Genomic DNA, 15,921 nt, shown 5'->3' on the forward strand with positions numbered 1-15,921 from the left:
ATACTTTGTCACTATCGAAAAGATACGAAATGAAAAAGACTGCGATTCTGCAATGCCCCGTGGCCCGCGCCATGCAATCCGTCGGCGACACCTGGAGTATTCTCGTTTTGCGGGATGCCCATGCAGGGCTTACACGCTTTGATCAGTTCAGGAAGAGCTTGGGCATTGTCCCCACCATGTTGACCAAGCGTCTGAAGGCGTTGACTGAGGACGGGCTGCTGGAAAAGCGGCTCTATTCAGAACACCCGCCGCGCGAAGAGTATGTTTTGACCGCAGCGGGACGAGATTTTCTGCCCGTTTTGATGATGATCGGCGCGTGGGCCCAGCGTCATTGTGGCGAGGGCATCGCCAGCTATGTCGACGTTGAAACTGGCGGCCAGATCAAGCCGACGGCGATCGACGCAGTGACCGGAGCAGAGCTGGGGACGCGAAAGATGCGGATGGAAGCGGCGGGCCAGTCAGGCGAAGAAGGACCATGAGCCGCAGGTTGCGACCTAGCTTGGTTTTGTGACAGAGCCCGGCACTGGGCCGGGCTCGTGCCTTGGTAGTCTGTTACTTTGCGGGGCAGGGCGCGCCGGTTGTTGGTGTCGTTCCCATGCCTTGTGCCGTTTCGCCGCTGGCAGAGCATTTTGTGTTGTTGGTGTCGCCATTGGTCTGTGACTGGCCAGAACCATTGGTGCCAGAATTCTGCGAATTGGTGCCATTGGTCCCGCTGGCATTGTTACCAGAAGAAGACGCTGCACCGCTTGCGCCGCCACTGGCTGCACCTGTGCCGCCGGTACCGGTGCCTTGCGCTGCGGCAAGAGATACGAATCCGAGTGCGAAGACTGTTCCAATAAGATACTTTTTCATCTGTGTTTCCTCCGGTTTTTGTGTTTTTCACGATCTCCTAACGGAGCCGATACGCAGGAGTTCCCGCCCGTATGACGCGGCGATCAATCACGTGCATCATGCGGAAAATCTAAGCGTTCGCTCAACAGCAATGCGATCATCCCATTCGCTCATGTCTTGACGTGATTTTTCTCAAAGACCGACCTTGGTTGGATATCTGGTTTAATTTTTTGCCGATAATGAGAAATCGATTCCTCGCTAGGGTGGGGCGGTCTCACTAGGTTGCGCGGTAACCAGGAGACCTGATCCATGAATTTTGCCAAGCGCACTTCGACCGCCCTTTTTGCCGCAACACTTTCGATCGGCGCGCTTTTCAGCGCCGCCGCCCATGCGGATGCGACGCTGGACCGCATCAAGGCGAAGGGCACGTTGACCGTCGGCGTCATCCTCTCCGGCGCGCCTTTCGGTTACATCGAACCGAAGACCCAGGAACAGAAGGGCTACAATGTCGATATCGCCAAGACGTTGGCGGAAAAGCTGGGCGTGAAGCTGGAAACGGTAACGGTGACGCCACCCAATCGCGTTCAGTTCCTGCAGCAGGGCAAAGTCGATATTCTCATCGCCAACATGCAGTACACGGAAGACCGCGCGAAAATCCTTGATTTCGTGCCGACCCCTTATGACCGCAGCGGTGGTGCTGCCGTCGGTCGCAAGGATAGCGGCTTGAAGGATTGGGCTGACCTGAAGGGCAAGCCCGTCTGCGTGTCTCAGGGCTCCAACTACACCCAGCCTCTGATCGAGGAATATGGCGCGGACGTGAAGGCGCTGCCGAGCCAGCCGGAATCGCTTCTGGCTTTGCAGGGCGGCAATTGCGTTGTGGCCGTGCATGTGGGCGCGACGGTCGGTCTGCTCATTCAGGATCGTCCGGAAGAGTGGAAGGATTACGCCATCCTCTTCCCGACCGAGCTGGTTCCTTCCGATTCCGTGGTATGGCTGCGCAAGGGCGAGAAAGACACGAGCGAAGCGCTCGACAAGATCATTCGCGAAGAGCATGCCAATGGCAAGCTTCTGGAGTTTGCAAAAGCCAACCGCTTGCTCAATGTCACCTACCTTGAAGAACAGCACAAAAAGCTCGAAGGTCAGGGCAAGTAAGCGCCTGATCTTCTGAAAGTAGCATGCCGTGGAGAATTCTCTGCTTCAGACATTCATAGACTGGTCGGCCAAGATTGGGCTCAATTACGAGTTTCTTGCCAGCGGTTATGAGGTTCAGATTTGGCGTGGTGGTTTTGTCACCACGCTGTACCTCATTGCGCTTTTGATACCCATCAGCCTCGCCTTCGGATTTCTGTTCGCCGGCATGCTGACATCTGGCAAAACCTTCCTGTCGGCCCCCGTCCGCGTGTTCATCGAAATTACCCGCAACACGCCGACGCTGGTGCAGCTGATGTTCAGTTTTCTGGTGCTGAACACGATCGTGTCCGATCTCCTGGGCGGTGCGCAGAACAATCCGCTGACGCCGTTCTTCTGGGTGGTTGCTGTCGTCGGGCTGCACATCGCAGCGCTCCATGCGGACGCGCTGCGTGCGGGCATCGAGGCCGTGCCGGAACAGACGCGGGAGGCGGCGCGCGCCATCGGTTTTACGCGATTGCAAATCTTGCGTTTTGTCGAGGCGCCGCTTGCGCTCCGTGCTTCATTGCCTGCGCTCGTTAACAACCTCATCAATCTGGTCAAGCTCACCGTCGTCGGCAATGCCATTGCGGTCAGCGAAATCACTTATGCGTCCATCATGATCTGGACGCAGCGTGACAATGTCGTGGAACTGATGATCGTTCTCCTGCTGTTTTTCAGCGCCATCAATCTGGCCGTTGCCCGCATCGGACACTGGATCGAGAAACGTCTGGCCGTGCCGGGGTTTGGGGTCGGGTCATGACAGCCACAAAGATTCTCGCCATTGGCCGTCTGCCATTGTTTTTCGGCCTCGTGACCGCCGTCATCATCGCCTGGCTGGCAGCCGATACGCAGCTGTTCTGGATTCTCGTCGAGTGGCTGCCTTATCTCGGCAGCGGCTTTATGATGAACATCACTATCGCCTTGCTGTCCATGGCAGGCGGCACGCTGTTGGGTGTCATCTTGGGCATTCTGGAACTGGCGCCGTTGAAGATCGTGCGTTATCCGGTCATTGCCTATGTTCAGATTTTCCGCAATGCGCCGCATCTGGTGCTGATCTTTGCCACCACCTACATCTTCCCGTTCGAAATCGTCGTGTTCGGCCACTACCTGCCGTTTCCGGATTGGGTGAAGGCGGTCATCGGTCTGGCCATTCCCGCCAGCGCTTATGTCGCGGAAATCACCCGTGGTGCGATCCAGTCCATTCCTACCACGCAATGGGAAGCGGCCAAAGGTCTGGGCTTTTCGCGGCTGCAATCCCTGCGCTGGATCATTCTGCCGCAATGCGCCCGCCGCTCGCTGCCACCATGGATGAACCTGTTTGCGTCCATCACCATGTCCAGCGCACTGGCCTCCCTGGTCGGCGTTCATGAACTTCTGCATGCGGCGACGGATGCCAGCACCGCGGTTCGCCGTCTCGATTTCACCGTGCTGGCCTATCTCGTGGTCATGTCGGCATTCTTTGCCCTTTGCTATCCCATTTCGAGCCTGACGCGCCGCCTCGAGCGTCGCTTCAAGTCGTGAGGACAGATATGAATGATACCGTCGTCAATCCCATCGTCGAACTGGCGGATGTGCATCTCGCCTTTGGCCAGACAGAAGTCCTGAAAGGCATCGATCTCACCGTCGAGCGCGGCAAGACGGTCTCGATCATCGGCCCGTCCGGTTCCGGCAAGTCCACGATCCTGCGCTGCATCAATGCGCTGGTCATGCCGCAATCGGGCCGCATCACCGTGAATGGCACGCGTGTGGACCAATTGCAGAGCGAGGCCGAGCGCATCAAGCTGCGCCAGAAGATCGGCATCGTCTTTCAGCAATATAATCTGTTCCCGCATCTTTCGGTTCTGGACAACATCACGCTGGCACCCATTCGCATCCTGGGCGTCGACAAGGCCGAGGCGGAACGCAACGCGCGTGACCTATTGTCAAAGGTGCGGCTGACGGAAAAGGCTGGTGCTTATCCCGGCCAGCTTTCCGGCGGGCAGCAACAGCGCGTGGCCATTGCCCGCGCACTGGCCATGAAGCCCGATCTTGTGCTGTTCGATGAAGTCACATCGGCGCTCGACCCTGAAACGGTGGGCGAGGTGCTGGCCGTCATCAGTGACCTCGTCAAAGAAGGCATGACCAGCATTCTGGTGACGCATGAAATGCGTTTTGCGGAAGAAATCAGCGATATGGTCGTCTTTACAGAGGAAGGACGGATCGTGGCCAAGGGTTCGCCCGATGACATTTTCCACAAATCCGAAAACCCGCGCATCAAGCGCTTCGTCAATGGCTTGGCGGGTGCGCGCACCACACTTGTGCATGGCGAGGGCATCTGAGTGATGACGAAGACTGCGACACTCACGACGGCCTTCGCTGAAGCGATCCTCTCTTCGCACCCGCTTGATGATGAGGCGGCGGTCCGCGCAGCCCGCACGGCTATCATAGACTGGCTGGCCTGTGCGCTGGGCGGCGCTCATGATCGCACGACGCTTATCCTGCTGGAGCAACTGTCGAAAGGTACATCCGGCAACGCCATCGTTATCGGGCAACCGACAAAAACCGATAGCCTGACCGCTGCCCTCATCAATGCCCATGCCGGGCATGTGTTGGATTATGATGACGTGCATTCCAGCGTGCGCGGCCATCCAACCACGGTCATCATTCCCGCCCTTCTGGCACTGGCCGCCGAGCACGCGCTTTCCGCAGATCAACTGATCGCCGGTTACATCGTCGGTCTGGAAGCGATGGCGCGTCTTGGTCTATCGCTGGGCGCGAAGCATTACGAGAACGGCTTTCACGCCACGGCAACGCTGGGAACCGTCGGCGTTGCTGCTGCCGTGGCGCATGTGCTGTCTTACACCACGCAAGAGACGGCTATTGCGTTGGGCCTTGCTGCCACCCATTCCAGCGGCTTGCGGCTTCAGTTCGGACACGATGCCAAACCCTACCACGCAGGTATGGCCGCACGATCCGGCCTGTTGTCGGCAAGGCTTGCGAAGGCAGGCATTGGCGGTGCGGATGATTTTCTTGATAGCCCCATCGGCTTCTTCTCCGCTTTCGCCTTCGGTCAGGAAAAGCCGCAGGCAGCGGTGGATGGCTGGGGTGCGCCCTGGCAGATCGTTTCGCCGGGCCTGACCTTGAAAGCGTTTCCGTGCTGCACCGCCAGCCATCCGGTGGCGGTGGTGGGCCTGCAACTGCATCAGGAAGGGTTTAAGGCGCAAGATATCGACAGTGTCACGATCACCTTTCCGCGCGGCGGTGACGCAGCGCTGGTGACGACGACGAACCCGGCAAACGGGATCGATGCCCGTTTCAGCGCCGAATACGTCTTTGCGACAGCCTTGATCGACGGCGCCTTGCGCATTGATCATTTCGCCGAAGTGCCGGTGCGAGAGGACCTGGTGGCGGTGGCAAGGCTTGTCAGCCGCCAGCACGACGACACGGCACCGCGCATGTCCAGCGATCCGACGACGCGGTTCGTGGTGGTGGATCTTCAGCGGAAAGACGGCAGCACAGTCAGCCGCGCGTTCAAGGGGCTGCCCGGCGTGACCGATCCAACAGACAAATTCCGGGATGCGACAGGCAACGACCCGCGCTTGTCCGTCATACCCGATCTCGTCCGCAACATGCACAGCGTGGCAGACCTCAATGGTCTCCTCGACATGTTGGGACAGTCACCGAATTGATATTCGACATTAAGGCGTAAGTTCATGAGCAACACCCGTAAAATGCATCTCGGCCTGTTTCTGCAAGGTGCCGGTCACCACGTTTCCGGCTGGCGCCACCCGCGCGCCGAAGCTGGTAGCGAGAATTTCGATCTATTGCGCCGCGTCACGCAGGCGGCTGAAGCGGCCAAGTTCGACATGGTGTTTCTGGCCGATGGCCTCACCAGCGGCGTGGATGCGCATCCATCGATGATGGCCCGTTTCGAGCCGCTGACTTTGCTGGCCTCGCTGGCTATGGTGACGGAGAAAATCGGTCTCGCCGCAACAGCGTCCACGACCTATGGCGAGCCTTACCATGTGGCCCGCGCCTTCGCATCCATCGATCACCTCAGCCACGGTCGTGCCGCCTGGAACGTTGTGACCACCTCCTATGCCCGCACGGCAGCGAATTTCAACAGGAGCCACCCTGAGCATGACGAACGTTATGCCGTGGCGGAAGAATTCGTCAGCGTCGTGCGTGGTCTGTGGGATAGCTGGGATGATGACGCCTTCCAGAAGAACAAGGAAACCGGCGCGTATGTCGATCCTGCCAAGGTACATATTCTTGACCATGCCGGCAAATATTTCACGGTCAAAGGCCCGCTGAACATTCCGCGCGCGCCGCAGGGCCATCCCGTTCTCATTCAGGCAGGGTCGTCCGGTCCGGGGCAGGATCTTGCGGCTCGTATCTCGGATGTCGTCTTCACCGCCCAGCAGAGCATCACGGAAGCGAAGACCTTCTACAAGAGCCTGAAGGAGCGCGTCGCCAAATTCGGTCGCGATCCATCGACCGTCGCGGTTATGCCCGGCTTTATGCCGGTCATCGGCAAGACCTTCGAGGAAGCCAGCGCCAAACTGAAGGAGCTGGACAACTGGACCGAAATTGCCAGCGCCATGCCGCTTCTGGAAGAGCGCATCGGCCACAGCCTTGCAGACTACGATCTAGACGGCCCGCTGCCGGATCTCCCGCTTTCGGACCAGCTTCGCAGCCGCGCCGAATTGCTGCGCGATCTGGCCCGCCGCGAGAGCCTGACAATCCGCGAGCTTGCCTTGCGCGTCGCTGCCGGTCGCGGCCACCACATCGTCATCGGCACCGCCGAACAGGTTGCCGACCGCATGCAGGAATGGTTCGAAAACGGTGCCGCCGATGGCTTCAATGTCATGCCGCCCTTCTTCCCGGAAGGCTTGGATGATTTCAACCGCGACGTGGTGCCGCTTCTTCAGGAGCGTGGCCTGTTCCGCACGGAATATGAAGGCAATACGTTGCGCGACCATCTTGGCATTGCGCGTCCCGATCTGGGTTGAGGTCGTTCACGCGGAGCGCTCGAAACCCACCGACGTTTCGAGCCACCATGGTCCGTCGAGATAGGCCCACAGATCGAAGCCAACGACGCGGAGCGGACTCGGCTGAAAATCGGCTTTAAGCTCTCCAAATAGCACGTCCGCCGCTTGTTTCGAGACCTTGTTCTGAACGGTGATGTGCGGTCGCCATGGCTGTTTGTCCTGCGGGTTCAGCCACTGCGCGAAGCTGCTCCGGAGTCTGGCCCTGGCTGCCTGAAGCTCCTGACTTTCAATCGTGAAGGCGACGCCGAAGCCTAGATGTCGAATACCGCTGACGCTCGCCTCTATCTCATCGGTAGCGGCGGCGACCGTTTTCAAAACATCCGTGATCGCATCGATATATTCGCCGGGCAAACGGTGAAACATGGTGACATGGGCGCTCAGAAAATTCCTGTCCGGTGGAAAATGCTTTTCCCGAAGCGTTGCAAATGGCGCGAGATCGGCGTCAGCGACATGAGCCGTGACGATAAGCGGGTACTTCGTTTTCATCGGAGCAGGGCTTCTTTCACGTGATGCCCCGCCCAAGCAGATGGTGCGCATTGTCCGCATCGGTGATCAGCGTCGTTGCGAGGCCTGCGGTGATACAGGCTTTCAGGATATCCTTCTTGTGGTCGCCGCCTGAGGCGATGATGCGCGTGGGAATTTTTCGATATTCGTCGATCGATGGCGAAATGACCTGCCGGTTGAGGGAATGATCGATCTCGACGCCGCTTCTGTCCAAATACCGACCGAGAAGATCGCCCACAGCACCTGCGGCTGTGATATCGCCGATGTCGGTGCCAGGCGGCAGGCCGTAGCGCACCTGGAGTGATTGGGAGGACACGTCACCGACGCTGAGGATCGATACATCCACGGAGGTTGCCTCTTGCAGCAGGCTGTCGAAAACCGGTTGAGCGACGATCGTGTCACGTGACTGCGGGCTGTCGGCGTAAATCGGTGCCGCGAGATAGTGGCACTCGGCGCTCATCACCTTTGCAAAGCGTTGCACGATTTCGAATGTGTTGATCTCCGAGCCGCGTGTCAGACCGCCCATCATCGAGCGAACCTTCACATCGGGTGCATTGGCAGGCGCCATGTGGTGCACGGTTTCCCGCAGCGTGGCGCCCCAACCAACACCCAGCGCGGTGGGTTCGCTCGCCTGTATCAATCGCTCGAGATACATCGCAGCGGCACGGCCGATGACGGTTGCGATCTGGCTTTTGTCCGATGGCGTTGGAACGATGACGACATCCGTCAGGCCGAAGCGGCTACGCAAATCCGCTTCCAGTTCCACATTTTCCGTCAGCGGAGAGTTGAAGCTGATCCTCACAACCCCTTGGTCCAGAGCCGCCGCCAGAAGTTCGTTGACCCTGCGTCGCGTCAGCAACATGCGCTCGGCGATCTGGGCCTGCGTCAATCCCTCCACGTGGTACAGCCACGATGCGCGCACCATGCTCTGCTGATAAGGCATATGCTCCCTCTCCCAAATGTCACAACAGCGTAACATTTGTAACATAGAGGTAATCGAAGTCGAGAGGCCGGTAAAGACGTTTAGATTTACCCGTCGCTCGCCACGAAATCGACTGTCTCATTGAACGGAACCTGACGCGGTGCCCTGTGGCCCTGCGCATGTGTCTGCGCGTCCGTATCGTCCTTTGCTCAACAGGAGTGATCCATGCTTTCCATCAATCGCCGCCACGCGCTGGGGCTCATGTCCGCCGCTGCGGGCAGCATCATTCTCCCGCGCATGTCATTCAGCCAGGGCGCTCGTCCGTCTGTGACGATCGCAGTGCAGAAGATCACCAACAACAACACACTGGATATCTGGAACGAGCAGTCGAACGTTGGCGAGCGCGTTTTCTTCCCGAACCTGTGGGAAGGTCTGATCGACCGCAACTGGATGGGTGATCAGGGCCCGGTGCCGGGTCTTGCGACCGAGTGGAAGCGCATTGATGACAAGACACTAGAGCTGAAGCTGCGCCAAGGCGTGAAGTTCCACAACGGCGATGAGCTGACGGCAGAAGACGTAGCCTTCTCCTTTTCCAAGGAGCGCGTGTTCGGCAACACCGAGCCGAAGGGTGGCAAGACGGTTTTCGAAGATGACAATAAGCCCGTGACCGCCAAGGAACTGCCAGCAATCGTGCCCGGCGTTGGCCGTCGCCTCTGGCCTGCACTGGCCGGTGTCGAAGCCGTTGATAAATATACCGTTCGTTTTCACAACGCGACACCCGACGTGACGCTCGAAGGCCGCCTCTATTCCTTCGGCAGCCAGATCACCAGCCGCCGCTCCTGGGACGAAGCCAAGACCTATATCGACTGGGCGCGCAAACCTGTGACAACGGGTCCTTATATGGTCGCTGACTATAGACCGGACGTTTCGCTGACGCTGGCTGCCTTCGATGAATATTGGGGTGGTCGTCCACCTTTGCAGCAGATCCGTTTCGTCGAAGTCCCGGAAGTTGCCTCCCGCGTCAACGGTCTGCTCTCAGGCGAATATGATTTCGCCTGCGATCTTCCGCCGGACCAGATTTCCGCCATTCAGGGCGCGCCAGGTCTCGAAGTGCAGAACTCCACCATCTGGAATCACCGTATCTCCACCTTCAACACCCAAAACCCAATCCTCAAAAGCCCGCTGGTGCGTCGCGCCATGACGCATTCGATCGATCGTCAGGCGATCGTTGACGCGCTGTGGGCAGGCCAGACCGTTGTTCCCGCCGGCCTGCAATTTGAATCTTTCAAGGCCACCAACATGTTTGTGGATGGCTGGACGACACCCGAGTTCAACCCGGAACTGGCCCAGAAACTCCTCAAAGAAGCCGGATACAAGGGCGATCCGATTCCTTACCGGCTGCTCAACAATTACTACACCAACCAAACTGCGACGGCGCAGATCATGGTGGAGATGTGGAAGCAGGTTGGCCTGAACGTCGAGATCCAGATGAAGGAAAACTGGGCGCAGATCCACGATCCCGAAGGCGTCAAGGGCGTTCGCGACTGGTCTGCCGGTAACTCGATCAACGATCCGATCACGCCTCTAGTCGTGCAGTTTGGCCCCAACGGCGAAGCACAGCAGAAAAAGGACTGGACCAACGAGGAGATGAACACGCTCTCCGTTGTCATGGAAACCTCCACGGATCGTGCTCTGCGCAAGAAGGCCATTACCCGCATGCTGGAGATTTGCGAGCGCGAAGACCCGGCCTATCAGGTTCTGCACCAGAACGCCGTCTTCACCGGCATGAAGTCCTCGCTGAAATGGAAGGCCGCCCCTGCCTTCGCCATGGATTTCCGCACCGCCAACTGGAATTCCTGATCTTTTTACCCTTATGCGCCGGCCGTCTTCATACGGCCGGCGTCTTTATTTTTGAAAATGGAGATGAGCTCCCATGGCTTCCAATCTCGTGGAACTGCGCGGCCTCAAAGTCGCTTTCGATGGCATCCAGGTCCTGCACGGTATCGATCTCGATGTCGCCCCCGGCGAAGCAATCGGCCTCGTTGGTGAATCCGGTTGCGGTAAATCGGTGACGTGGCTCGCGGCACTCGGTCTTCTTCCGGGTAAGGCGACGGTTTCCGGTTCGGTCAAACTCGATGGCAAGGAAATTCTGGGCGCACCGCGTTCCGTGCTGGAAGGTATTCGCGGCAAACGCATCGCAATGATCTTTCAGGACCCTTCAAGCTCGCTCAACCCGGTTCTAAAGATCGGTAGACAGATCATCGAGACGCTCGCCATTCATCGTGGTTTGATGGGTGATGCTGCGAAAAAAGAGGCGCTGCGCCTTCTCGATATGGTCGGCATTCCCGATGCCCGCAATCGCTTCGACCTTTTTCCGCATGAGTTTTCCGGCGGGCAATGCCAGCGCCTGATGATTGCGATGGCCTTGGCCGGAGAACCCGACCTTCTGGTGGCCGACGAGCCGACGACGGCGCTCGACGCCACCATCCAGGCGCAAATCCTCGATCTGCTGATCGCCCTTCGGGCTGAGACCGGCATGGCGACCATCTTCATCAGCCACGATCTGGGCGCGGTCAGCCAGGTCTGCGAACGTGCCTGCGTCATGTATGCCGGGCGTATCGTGGAGCAGGGGCCGATTGCGACACTTTTCAGCAATCCCCGTCACCCCTACACACGCGGTCTGTTTGACGCTATTCCCCGGCTGGATGGTCCCCGCTCGCGATTGATCCCCATTCCCGGCACCGTGCCGCACCCGCGTGATCTGCCGCATGGCTGCGCGTTTTCGCCGCGCTGTTCCCATGTCGCGCTGGATTGCCGTATTCGCCAGCCTGAATTGACCGCGCTGGATGATCACCGTCTCCTGTCCTGCCACCACCCGGTTGGCGTCCGGTCTCCATCGGAAACCCGAGTTCTGGAGGCGGTATCGTGACCGCGCCTCTTCTTCAGGCGAAAGACCTGGTCAGAACCTATGAGGTTCGCCAGGGCATGTTCGGCAAATCTGCGCCGGTGCGCGCCGTCGATGGTATCGACCTGACCGTCATGCCGGGTGAAACGCTTGGCATCGTCGGCGAATCCGGCTCGGGCAAATCCACCCTCGGACGCATGCTGCTCGGCATCGATACGCCGCAATGGGGAGAGATGGTTTTCGAGGGTCAGCCGATGCCGAAGCTTGGCACGACGGAATGGCGGGCGCTGCGTGCAAAGATGCAGCTCGTCTACCAGGACCCGCTGGCAGCCCTCGACCGGCGTTTGACCATCGCTGAACAGATCGGCGAACCGCTCGCCATCCATCATCTCGTGCCCAAGGAGCATCGCGCAACCCGCGTGGCCGAACTGATGTCTGCGGTGGGCTTGAGGCCGGATCAGGCGGGTTGTTATCCGCATGAGCTGTCCGGCGGCCAGCGTCAGCGTGTCGTCATTGCCCGGGCTCTGGCCTCGCGGCCCAAGCTTCTGGTCTGCGACGAGCCCGTGTCGGCGCTCGATGTCTCGATCCAGGCGCAGGTGGTCAACATGCTGCGCGATTTGCAGGAACAGAACCACATCGCCATGGTCTTCATCAGCCATGACCTGAAAGTCGTGCGCAACATCGCAGACCGCGTCGCCGTCATGTATCTCGGGCGCATCGTCGAGGAGGCGTCGTCCGACGTCATCTTCGCCACGCCGCTGCATCCCTATACCAAGGCGCTCGTATCCAGCGTGCCGGTGCCGGGCACGATGCTGAAGGGGCGCACCATCTTGCAAGGCGAGCCGCCAAACCCGGCCAATCGCCCATCCGGCTGCGCTTTCCATCCGCGTTGCCCTGTCGCCGTCGATCTCTGCCGCACCAGCGTTCCGCCATTGCAGCCGGTGTCGGGTGGCCGCACCGCTGCGTGCCATCTGGTGGCCGGTGCCGATCAGCCGGTTGCGGCGTAAGGAACATCCCATGCTGCGTTACGTCTCCGTCCGCTTTCTCCGCGCCTTCGTCACCATCATCGCGGTGATGACCTTTGCCTTCGTCGTGCTGCGTCTGTCGGGTGATCCCGCCCAGATCATGCTCGGTCCCGATGTGCCGCAAGAGGCCGTCGATGCGTTCCGCAAGGAGTGGGGCCTTGATCAGCCGCTTTGGGTTCAATATTTCGCCTATATGAAGTCGATCCTGACGGGCGATTTCGGGGTTTCCATGCGCGACAAGGCGTCTGCCATGCAGCTGGTCATCGAACGTATCCCGGCCACCCTGCAACTGACGATCCCCGCACTGTTCCTCAAGGTCTTGATCGGCATACCCGCAGGCGTTTACGCAGCGCTGCATCGCCAGAGCGCGGTTGATCGCGGCGTCATTCTGGCAGCCATATTCGGTTTCACCATTCCCTCTTTCGTCATGGGCCTGCTGCTGGTGCTGATCTTTTCGATCACGCTTGGACTGCTGCCATCGGGTGGCCACGACACCTGGCAACACGGTATTCTTCCCACACTGACGATGAGCATCGGCGGTATCGGCATTCTCGCCCGCTTCTCGCGCAGCGCCATGATCGAGGTCATGGGCCAGCCCTATATCCGCGCCGCTTCCGCCAAAGGCATGCGGTGGCAGGATGTCGTCTGGAGACATGCGCTGCCCAACGCCGCCGTGCCCATCGTCACCATCGTCGGCTTCATGGTTGGCACGCTGATTGCCGGTGCCGTCGTCGTGGAATCAATCTTCTCCTGGCCGGGCATCGGTCGCCTGCTGGTGGTGTCGGTCACCAACCGCGACCTCGCCGTGGTGCAATGCATCCTGTTGTTGATTGCCGCCACCATGGTCGTGTCCAACCTGATCGTGGACCTGCTCTACGGCTGGCTGGACCCGCGCCTGCGCAGCCAGACAGCCCATTGAGGATTTGAGTGATGACCATCGCTGACACGAAGCCTCAGCCCGCACCTGAAACCTCCATCTTTACTAGGTTCATCCGGCAGCTGCGTAAAATTCCATTCTCCGTTACCTTCGGCATCTGCTGGCTTGCGGCCATGATCCTGGTTGCCGTCTTCGCAGACACGATCCGTCCCTTTGGCATCACGGCCATGGATTTGCGGGCTCGCCTGTCGCTGCCGGGCAACCCGGCGCATTTTCTCGGCACCGACGAGCTCGGGCGCGACGTGCTGTCGCGTCTCATCCAGTCCATCCGCGTCTCCTTCACCATCGCCTTCGGCGCGACGATCATTTCTGCTGTGTTCGGCACGACACTCGGGTTTCTGGCTGCCAAATTCCGTGGTGTGGTCGAGCAGTTCGTGTTGATGCTGGCCGACTTCCAGGCTGCTTTACCTTTCCTTGTCATGTCGCTGGCGGTTCTCGCCTTTTTCGGCTCCTCCATGCCTCTCCTGATCGGCCTGATGGGCTTTTACGGCTGGGAGCGCTACGCTCGGATCGCGCGCGGCCTGGCCATTTCGGCCAGTGCGCAGGGCTATGCCTCGGCTGTCGTGCAGCTGGGTGCTACACCGGCACGTGTCTACATGCGCCACATCCTGCCCAATGTCGCCGCAACGCTCATCGTCTCCATGACGCTGACCTTCCCGGAAATCATCTTGATGGAAAGCGGGCTGTCTTTCCTCGGCCTTGGCGTCCAGCCCCCGGAGACAAGCTTGGGCAACATGGTCGGCTTCGGTCGCGAATATCTGACCCGCGCACCCTGGATCATGCTGGCCCCGGCCTTCGTCATCATGATGACGACGCTCTCCATCTCGCTGGTCGGGGACTGGCTGCGCGACAAGCTCGACCCGACACTTCGCTGAAAGGACAGTCCCATGACAAAAATCGTTGGCCATCGCGGCGCCCGCAACCTCTGGCCCGAAAACTCGCTCACTGGCTTTCGCAACGTGCTGGCATTGGATGTCGATGCCGTCGAATTCGACGTGCACCTGACGGACGCTGGCGAACTGGTGGTCATCCACGATGCCACGCTTGACCGCACGACCGATATGACCGGACATGTCCGTACGCTGACGCCGCAGGACCGTGAAACGACATATCTGGAAGGTTCAGCGGACACCGTGCCGACGCTCGGCGACGTTCTCGCCGTTCTGGCGAAAGCCGATGGCAAGCAGCTCCATGTCGAGATCAAATCCGACGAGGCGAAGCGGCCCTATCCCGGCATCACGGAAAAGGTCGTCGCAGAGATCGAGCGCTTTGGCCTCGCCAGTCGCTGCCATCTCACATCGTTTGATGTTTCCGTGCTGGAAGAATGCCGCCGGGTTGCGCCGCATATCGCGCGTCTGGTTTCGGTCAATGCCGAGTGGGCGGCAAAGCAGGGCGGCCTTGAAACCTTTTTGCACAGCGTCGACGGGCTCGTTGATATCGTCGCCATCCATCATGAACTCATGGCGGCGGAATGGACACTCATCACGCAGACACTGCCACTCCACCGTCTCGGCGTCTGGACGCTGAATGACGAGGCGCTGATCCGGCCTTGGCTGGAGCGCAAAATCGGTCATCTCACATCCGACAGCCCAGACCTTGTGCTGCGGCTCCATCGCGGCATCCACTCCCAAATGCAACCGACCTGAAGAGGAAGACGAACATGGGTAATATCATTGGCACAGGCTTCAATGCCGGCTCTACCGACGGAGAACTGGCAAGCCTCGAACAGGAATTGCGCGTTCTCGCCGATATGGGCGTCGATACCGTCGAGCTGGCGCTTACCAGCCTCGACCTTATCGCCGGGGACGTATTATCGAGGAACGCGCCGAACGGCTCGTCGCTTTGACGAAACAGTTCAGCTTTCGCTACACCGTCCACAGCCTCGTCTCGTCCAATTTCATGGACCCGGCGACCTGCCGCTACCAGATTGATGCGGCAAAGGCGTTGGCCGTTGTCTGCGACCGTATCGGCGCGCGTATTCTGGTTCAGCACGGTGGCTGCCTGCGCGCAGACCAACTGGCTGAACGCGCCGATGCTGACCGACGCGAGCGCGAGGCTCTGCATGAGCTGGCAGAATTCTGCAAACCTTACGGCGTGCGCATCGCGTTCGAAAACATCTTCACCACGGAACTTGGGCAATACCGCCAGACACCGACGCAGATTGCGGAAACCGTCAAAACAGTCGGTCACCCCAATCTCGTGGCGCTGATCGATTTCAGCCATGCCTATATCGAATCCACCTATCGCGGACTGAATTTCCGTGAAGAGCTTCGCGCCATGGCGCCGGTCGCTGGCCATCTGCACGTCCACGATAGCTTCGGTCGCCCACAGGCCTTCTACAAACCGCACTACATTCAGGAAAACACGGCACTCGGCATTGGCGATCTGCATATGCCGCTCGGCTGGGGTGACATGGATTGGGACGGAATCTTCTCCGAGCTCACATTCCTGCCTGACACCGTCCTGATGATGGAAGTCGGTCGTCGCTATCACGCCGAACAGCCGGAAAGCCTTGCAAGGGCGAAGAAACTGATCGCGCTGAATGAAGGTCACACGGCGATTGCGGCTGAATAAATGACAGGTCACCTCCCTTGTCT

The 15,921-nt window shown here is 59.4% G+C and carries 16 protein-coding genes and 1 pseudogene; 14 read left to right on the top strand and 3 right to left on the bottom strand.

All coding sequences use genetic code 11. The features are described from left to right. Positions 1 to 29 precede the first annotated feature (29 nt). A complete protein-coding gene (locus RRU01S_RS07500; RefSeq protein WP_045229564.1) occupies positions 30 to 479 on the top strand; it encodes a winged helix-turn-helix transcriptional regulator in 450 nt (149 codons plus the stop codon). A 73-nt stretch (positions 480 to 552) separates the two neighbouring features. Here RRU01S_RS07500 and RRU01S_RS07505 read toward each other — a convergent pair whose 3' ends face one another. After that, on the bottom strand, positions 553 to 852 hold the full coding sequence (locus tag RRU01S_RS07505; RefSeq protein ID WP_045229565.1) for a hypothetical protein: 300 nt from the start codon (positions 850 to 852) through the stop codon (positions 553 to 555). A 288-nt stretch (positions 853 to 1,140) separates the two neighbouring features. On the opposite strand from RRU01S_RS07505, the gene RRU01S_RS07510 reads away from it, so the two are divergent. From RRU01S_RS07510 to RRU01S_RS07535, 6 genes are read left to right on the top strand one after another with little or no spacing between them, the layout of a single operon-like run. Then, a complete protein-coding gene (locus tag RRU01S_RS07510) occupies positions 1,141 to 1,983 on the top strand; it encodes a transporter substrate-binding domain-containing protein (protein ID WP_045229566.1) in 843 nt (280 codons plus the stop codon). A 28-nt stretch (positions 1,984 to 2,011) separates the two neighbouring features. Beyond that, positions 2,012 to 2,761, top strand: a complete 750-nt coding sequence (locus RRU01S_RS07515) for an amino acid ABC transporter permease (RefSeq protein WP_045229567.1) — start codon at positions 2,012 to 2,014, stop codon at positions 2,759 to 2,761. Beyond that, on the top strand, positions 2,758 to 3,522 hold the full coding sequence (locus RRU01S_RS07520) for an amino acid ABC transporter permease (RefSeq protein WP_045229568.1): 765 nt from the start codon (positions 2,758 to 2,760) through the stop codon (positions 3,520 to 3,522). Before RRU01S_RS07515 ends, RRU01S_RS07520 begins: the two co-directional genes overlap by 4 nt. 8 nt (positions 3,523 to 3,530) lie before the next feature. Next, positions 3,531 to 4,319, top strand: a complete 789-nt coding sequence (locus RRU01S_RS07525; protein WP_045229569.1) for an amino acid ABC transporter ATP-binding protein — start codon at positions 3,531 to 3,533, stop codon at positions 4,317 to 4,319. A 3-nt stretch (positions 4,320 to 4,322) separates the two neighbouring features. Next, the gene (locus tag RRU01S_RS07530; protein WP_045229570.1) at positions 4,323 to 5,669 is read left to right on the top strand and encodes an MmgE/PrpD family protein; all 1,347 of its coding nucleotides are present in this window, start codon (positions 4,323 to 4,325) and stop codon (positions 5,667 to 5,669) included. 24 nt (positions 5,670 to 5,693) lie between these two features. Beyond that, positions 5,694 to 6,992, top strand: a complete 1,299-nt coding sequence (locus RRU01S_RS07535; protein WP_045229571.1) for an LLM class flavin-dependent oxidoreductase — start codon at positions 5,694 to 5,696, stop codon at positions 6,990 to 6,992. 6 nt (positions 6,993 to 6,998) lie between these two features. Here the strand turns inward: RRU01S_RS07535 and RRU01S_RS07540 are convergent, their stop codons facing one another. Both RRU01S_RS07540 and RRU01S_RS07545 read right to left on the bottom strand, forming a co-directional pair. After that, a complete protein-coding gene (locus RRU01S_RS07540; protein ID WP_045229572.1) occupies positions 6,999 to 7,517 on the bottom strand; it encodes a 2'-5' RNA ligase family protein in 519 nt (172 codons plus the stop codon). Positions 7,518 to 7,533: 16 nt separating this feature from the next. Then, on the bottom strand, positions 7,534 to 8,478 hold the full coding sequence (locus RRU01S_RS07545; protein ID WP_045229573.1) for a sugar-binding transcriptional regulator: 945 nt from the start codon (positions 8,476 to 8,478) through the stop codon (positions 7,534 to 7,536). Between the two features lie 204 nt (positions 8,479 to 8,682). Here RRU01S_RS07545 and RRU01S_RS07550 point away from each other — a divergent pair, with 204 nt between their 5' ends. From RRU01S_RS07550 to RRU01S_RS07580, 7 genes and pseudogenes are all read left to right on the top strand, one after another. Continuing rightward, the gene (locus RRU01S_RS07550) at positions 8,683 to 10,317 is read left to right on the top strand and encodes an ABC transporter substrate-binding protein (RefSeq protein ID WP_045229574.1); all 1,635 of its coding nucleotides are present in this window, start codon (positions 8,683 to 8,685) and stop codon (positions 10,315 to 10,317) included. Between the two features lie 73 nt (positions 10,318 to 10,390). Further along, positions 10,391 to 11,386: an ABC transporter ATP-binding protein gene (locus RRU01S_RS07555; RefSeq protein WP_045229575.1), complete on the top strand. Its 996-nt coding sequence runs from the start codon at positions 10,391 to 10,393 to the stop codon at positions 11,384 to 11,386. 56 nt (positions 11,387 to 11,442) lie between these two features. Beyond that, positions 11,443 to 12,369: an ABC transporter ATP-binding protein gene (locus RRU01S_RS07560; protein ID WP_234936100.1), complete on the top strand. Its 927-nt coding sequence runs from the start codon at positions 11,443 to 11,445 to the stop codon at positions 12,367 to 12,369. Positions 12,370 to 12,379: 10 nt separating this feature from the next. Continuing rightward, positions 12,380 to 13,306: an ABC transporter permease gene (locus RRU01S_RS07565; RefSeq protein WP_045229690.1), complete on the top strand. Its 927-nt coding sequence runs from the start codon at positions 12,380 to 12,382 to the stop codon at positions 13,304 to 13,306. 11 nt (positions 13,307 to 13,317) lie between these two features. After that, positions 13,318 to 14,199, top strand: a complete 882-nt coding sequence (locus RRU01S_RS07570) for an ABC transporter permease (RefSeq protein ID WP_045229577.1) — start codon at positions 13,318 to 13,320, stop codon at positions 14,197 to 14,199. 12 nt (positions 14,200 to 14,211) lie between these two features. Next, on the top strand, positions 14,212 to 14,970 hold the full coding sequence (locus tag RRU01S_RS07575; protein ID WP_045229578.1) for a glycerophosphodiester phosphodiesterase family protein: 759 nt from the start codon (positions 14,212 to 14,214) through the stop codon (positions 14,968 to 14,970). Between the two features lie 14 nt (positions 14,971 to 14,984). Beyond that, positions 14,985 to 15,898: pseudogene (locus RRU01S_RS07580) on the top strand (TIM barrel protein). The last annotated feature ends 23 nt before the right edge of the window (positions 15,899 to 15,921 follow it).

This window comes from Agrobacterium rubi TR3 = NBRC 13261 (assembly GCF_000739935.1).
GTDB lineage: Bacteria > Pseudomonadota > Alphaproteobacteria > Rhizobiales > Rhizobiaceae > Agrobacterium > Agrobacterium rubi.

Bases quoted from the DNA above. Each gene is read 5' to 3' on its own strand.
- RRU01S_RS07500 (WP_045229564.1), top strand. From the start codon at position 30: ATGAAAAAGACTGCGATTCTGCAATGCCCCGTGGCCCGCGCCATGCAA.
- RRU01S_RS07505 (WP_045229565.1), bottom strand. From the start codon at position 852: ATGAAAAAGTATCTTATTGGAACAGTCTTCGCACTCGGATTCGTATCT.
- RRU01S_RS07510 (WP_045229566.1), top strand. From the start codon at position 1,141: ATGAATTTTGCCAAGCGCACTTCGACCGCCCTTTTTGCCGCAACACTT.
- RRU01S_RS07520 (WP_045229568.1), top strand. From the start codon at position 2,758: ATGACAGCCACAAAGATTCTCGCCATTGGCCGTCTGCCATTGTTTTTC.
- RRU01S_RS07525 (WP_045229569.1), top strand. From the start codon at position 3,531: ATGAATGATACCGTCGTCAATCCCATCGTCGAACTGGCGGATGTGCAT.
- RRU01S_RS07530 (WP_045229570.1), top strand. From the start codon at position 4,323: ATGACGAAGACTGCGACACTCACGACGGCCTTCGCTGAAGCGATCCTC.
- RRU01S_RS07535 (WP_045229571.1), top strand. From the start codon at position 5,694: ATGAGCAACACCCGTAAAATGCATCTCGGCCTGTTTCTGCAAGGTGCC.
- RRU01S_RS07540 (WP_045229572.1), bottom strand. From the start codon at position 7,517: ATGAAAACGAAGTACCCGCTTATCGTCACGGCTCATGTCGCTGACGCC.
- RRU01S_RS07545 (WP_045229573.1), bottom strand. From the start codon at position 8,478: ATGCCTTATCAGCAGAGCATGGTGCGCGCATCGTGGCTGTACCACGTG.
- RRU01S_RS07550 (WP_045229574.1), top strand. From the start codon at position 8,683: ATGCTTTCCATCAATCGCCGCCACGCGCTGGGGCTCATGTCCGCCGCT.
- RRU01S_RS07555 (WP_045229575.1), top strand. From the start codon at position 10,391: ATGGCTTCCAATCTCGTGGAACTGCGCGGCCTCAAAGTCGCTTTCGAT.
- RRU01S_RS07560 (WP_234936100.1), top strand. From the start codon at position 11,443: ATGTTCGGCAAATCTGCGCCGGTGCGCGCCGTCGATGGTATCGACCTG.
- RRU01S_RS07565 (WP_045229690.1), top strand. From the start codon at position 12,380: ATGCTGCGTTACGTCTCCGTCCGCTTTCTCCGCGCCTTCGTCACCATC.
- RRU01S_RS07570 (WP_045229577.1), top strand. From the start codon at position 13,318: ATGACCATCGCTGACACGAAGCCTCAGCCCGCACCTGAAACCTCCATC.
- RRU01S_RS07575 (WP_045229578.1), top strand. From the start codon at position 14,212: ATGACAAAAATCGTTGGCCATCGCGGCGCCCGCAACCTCTGGCCCGAA.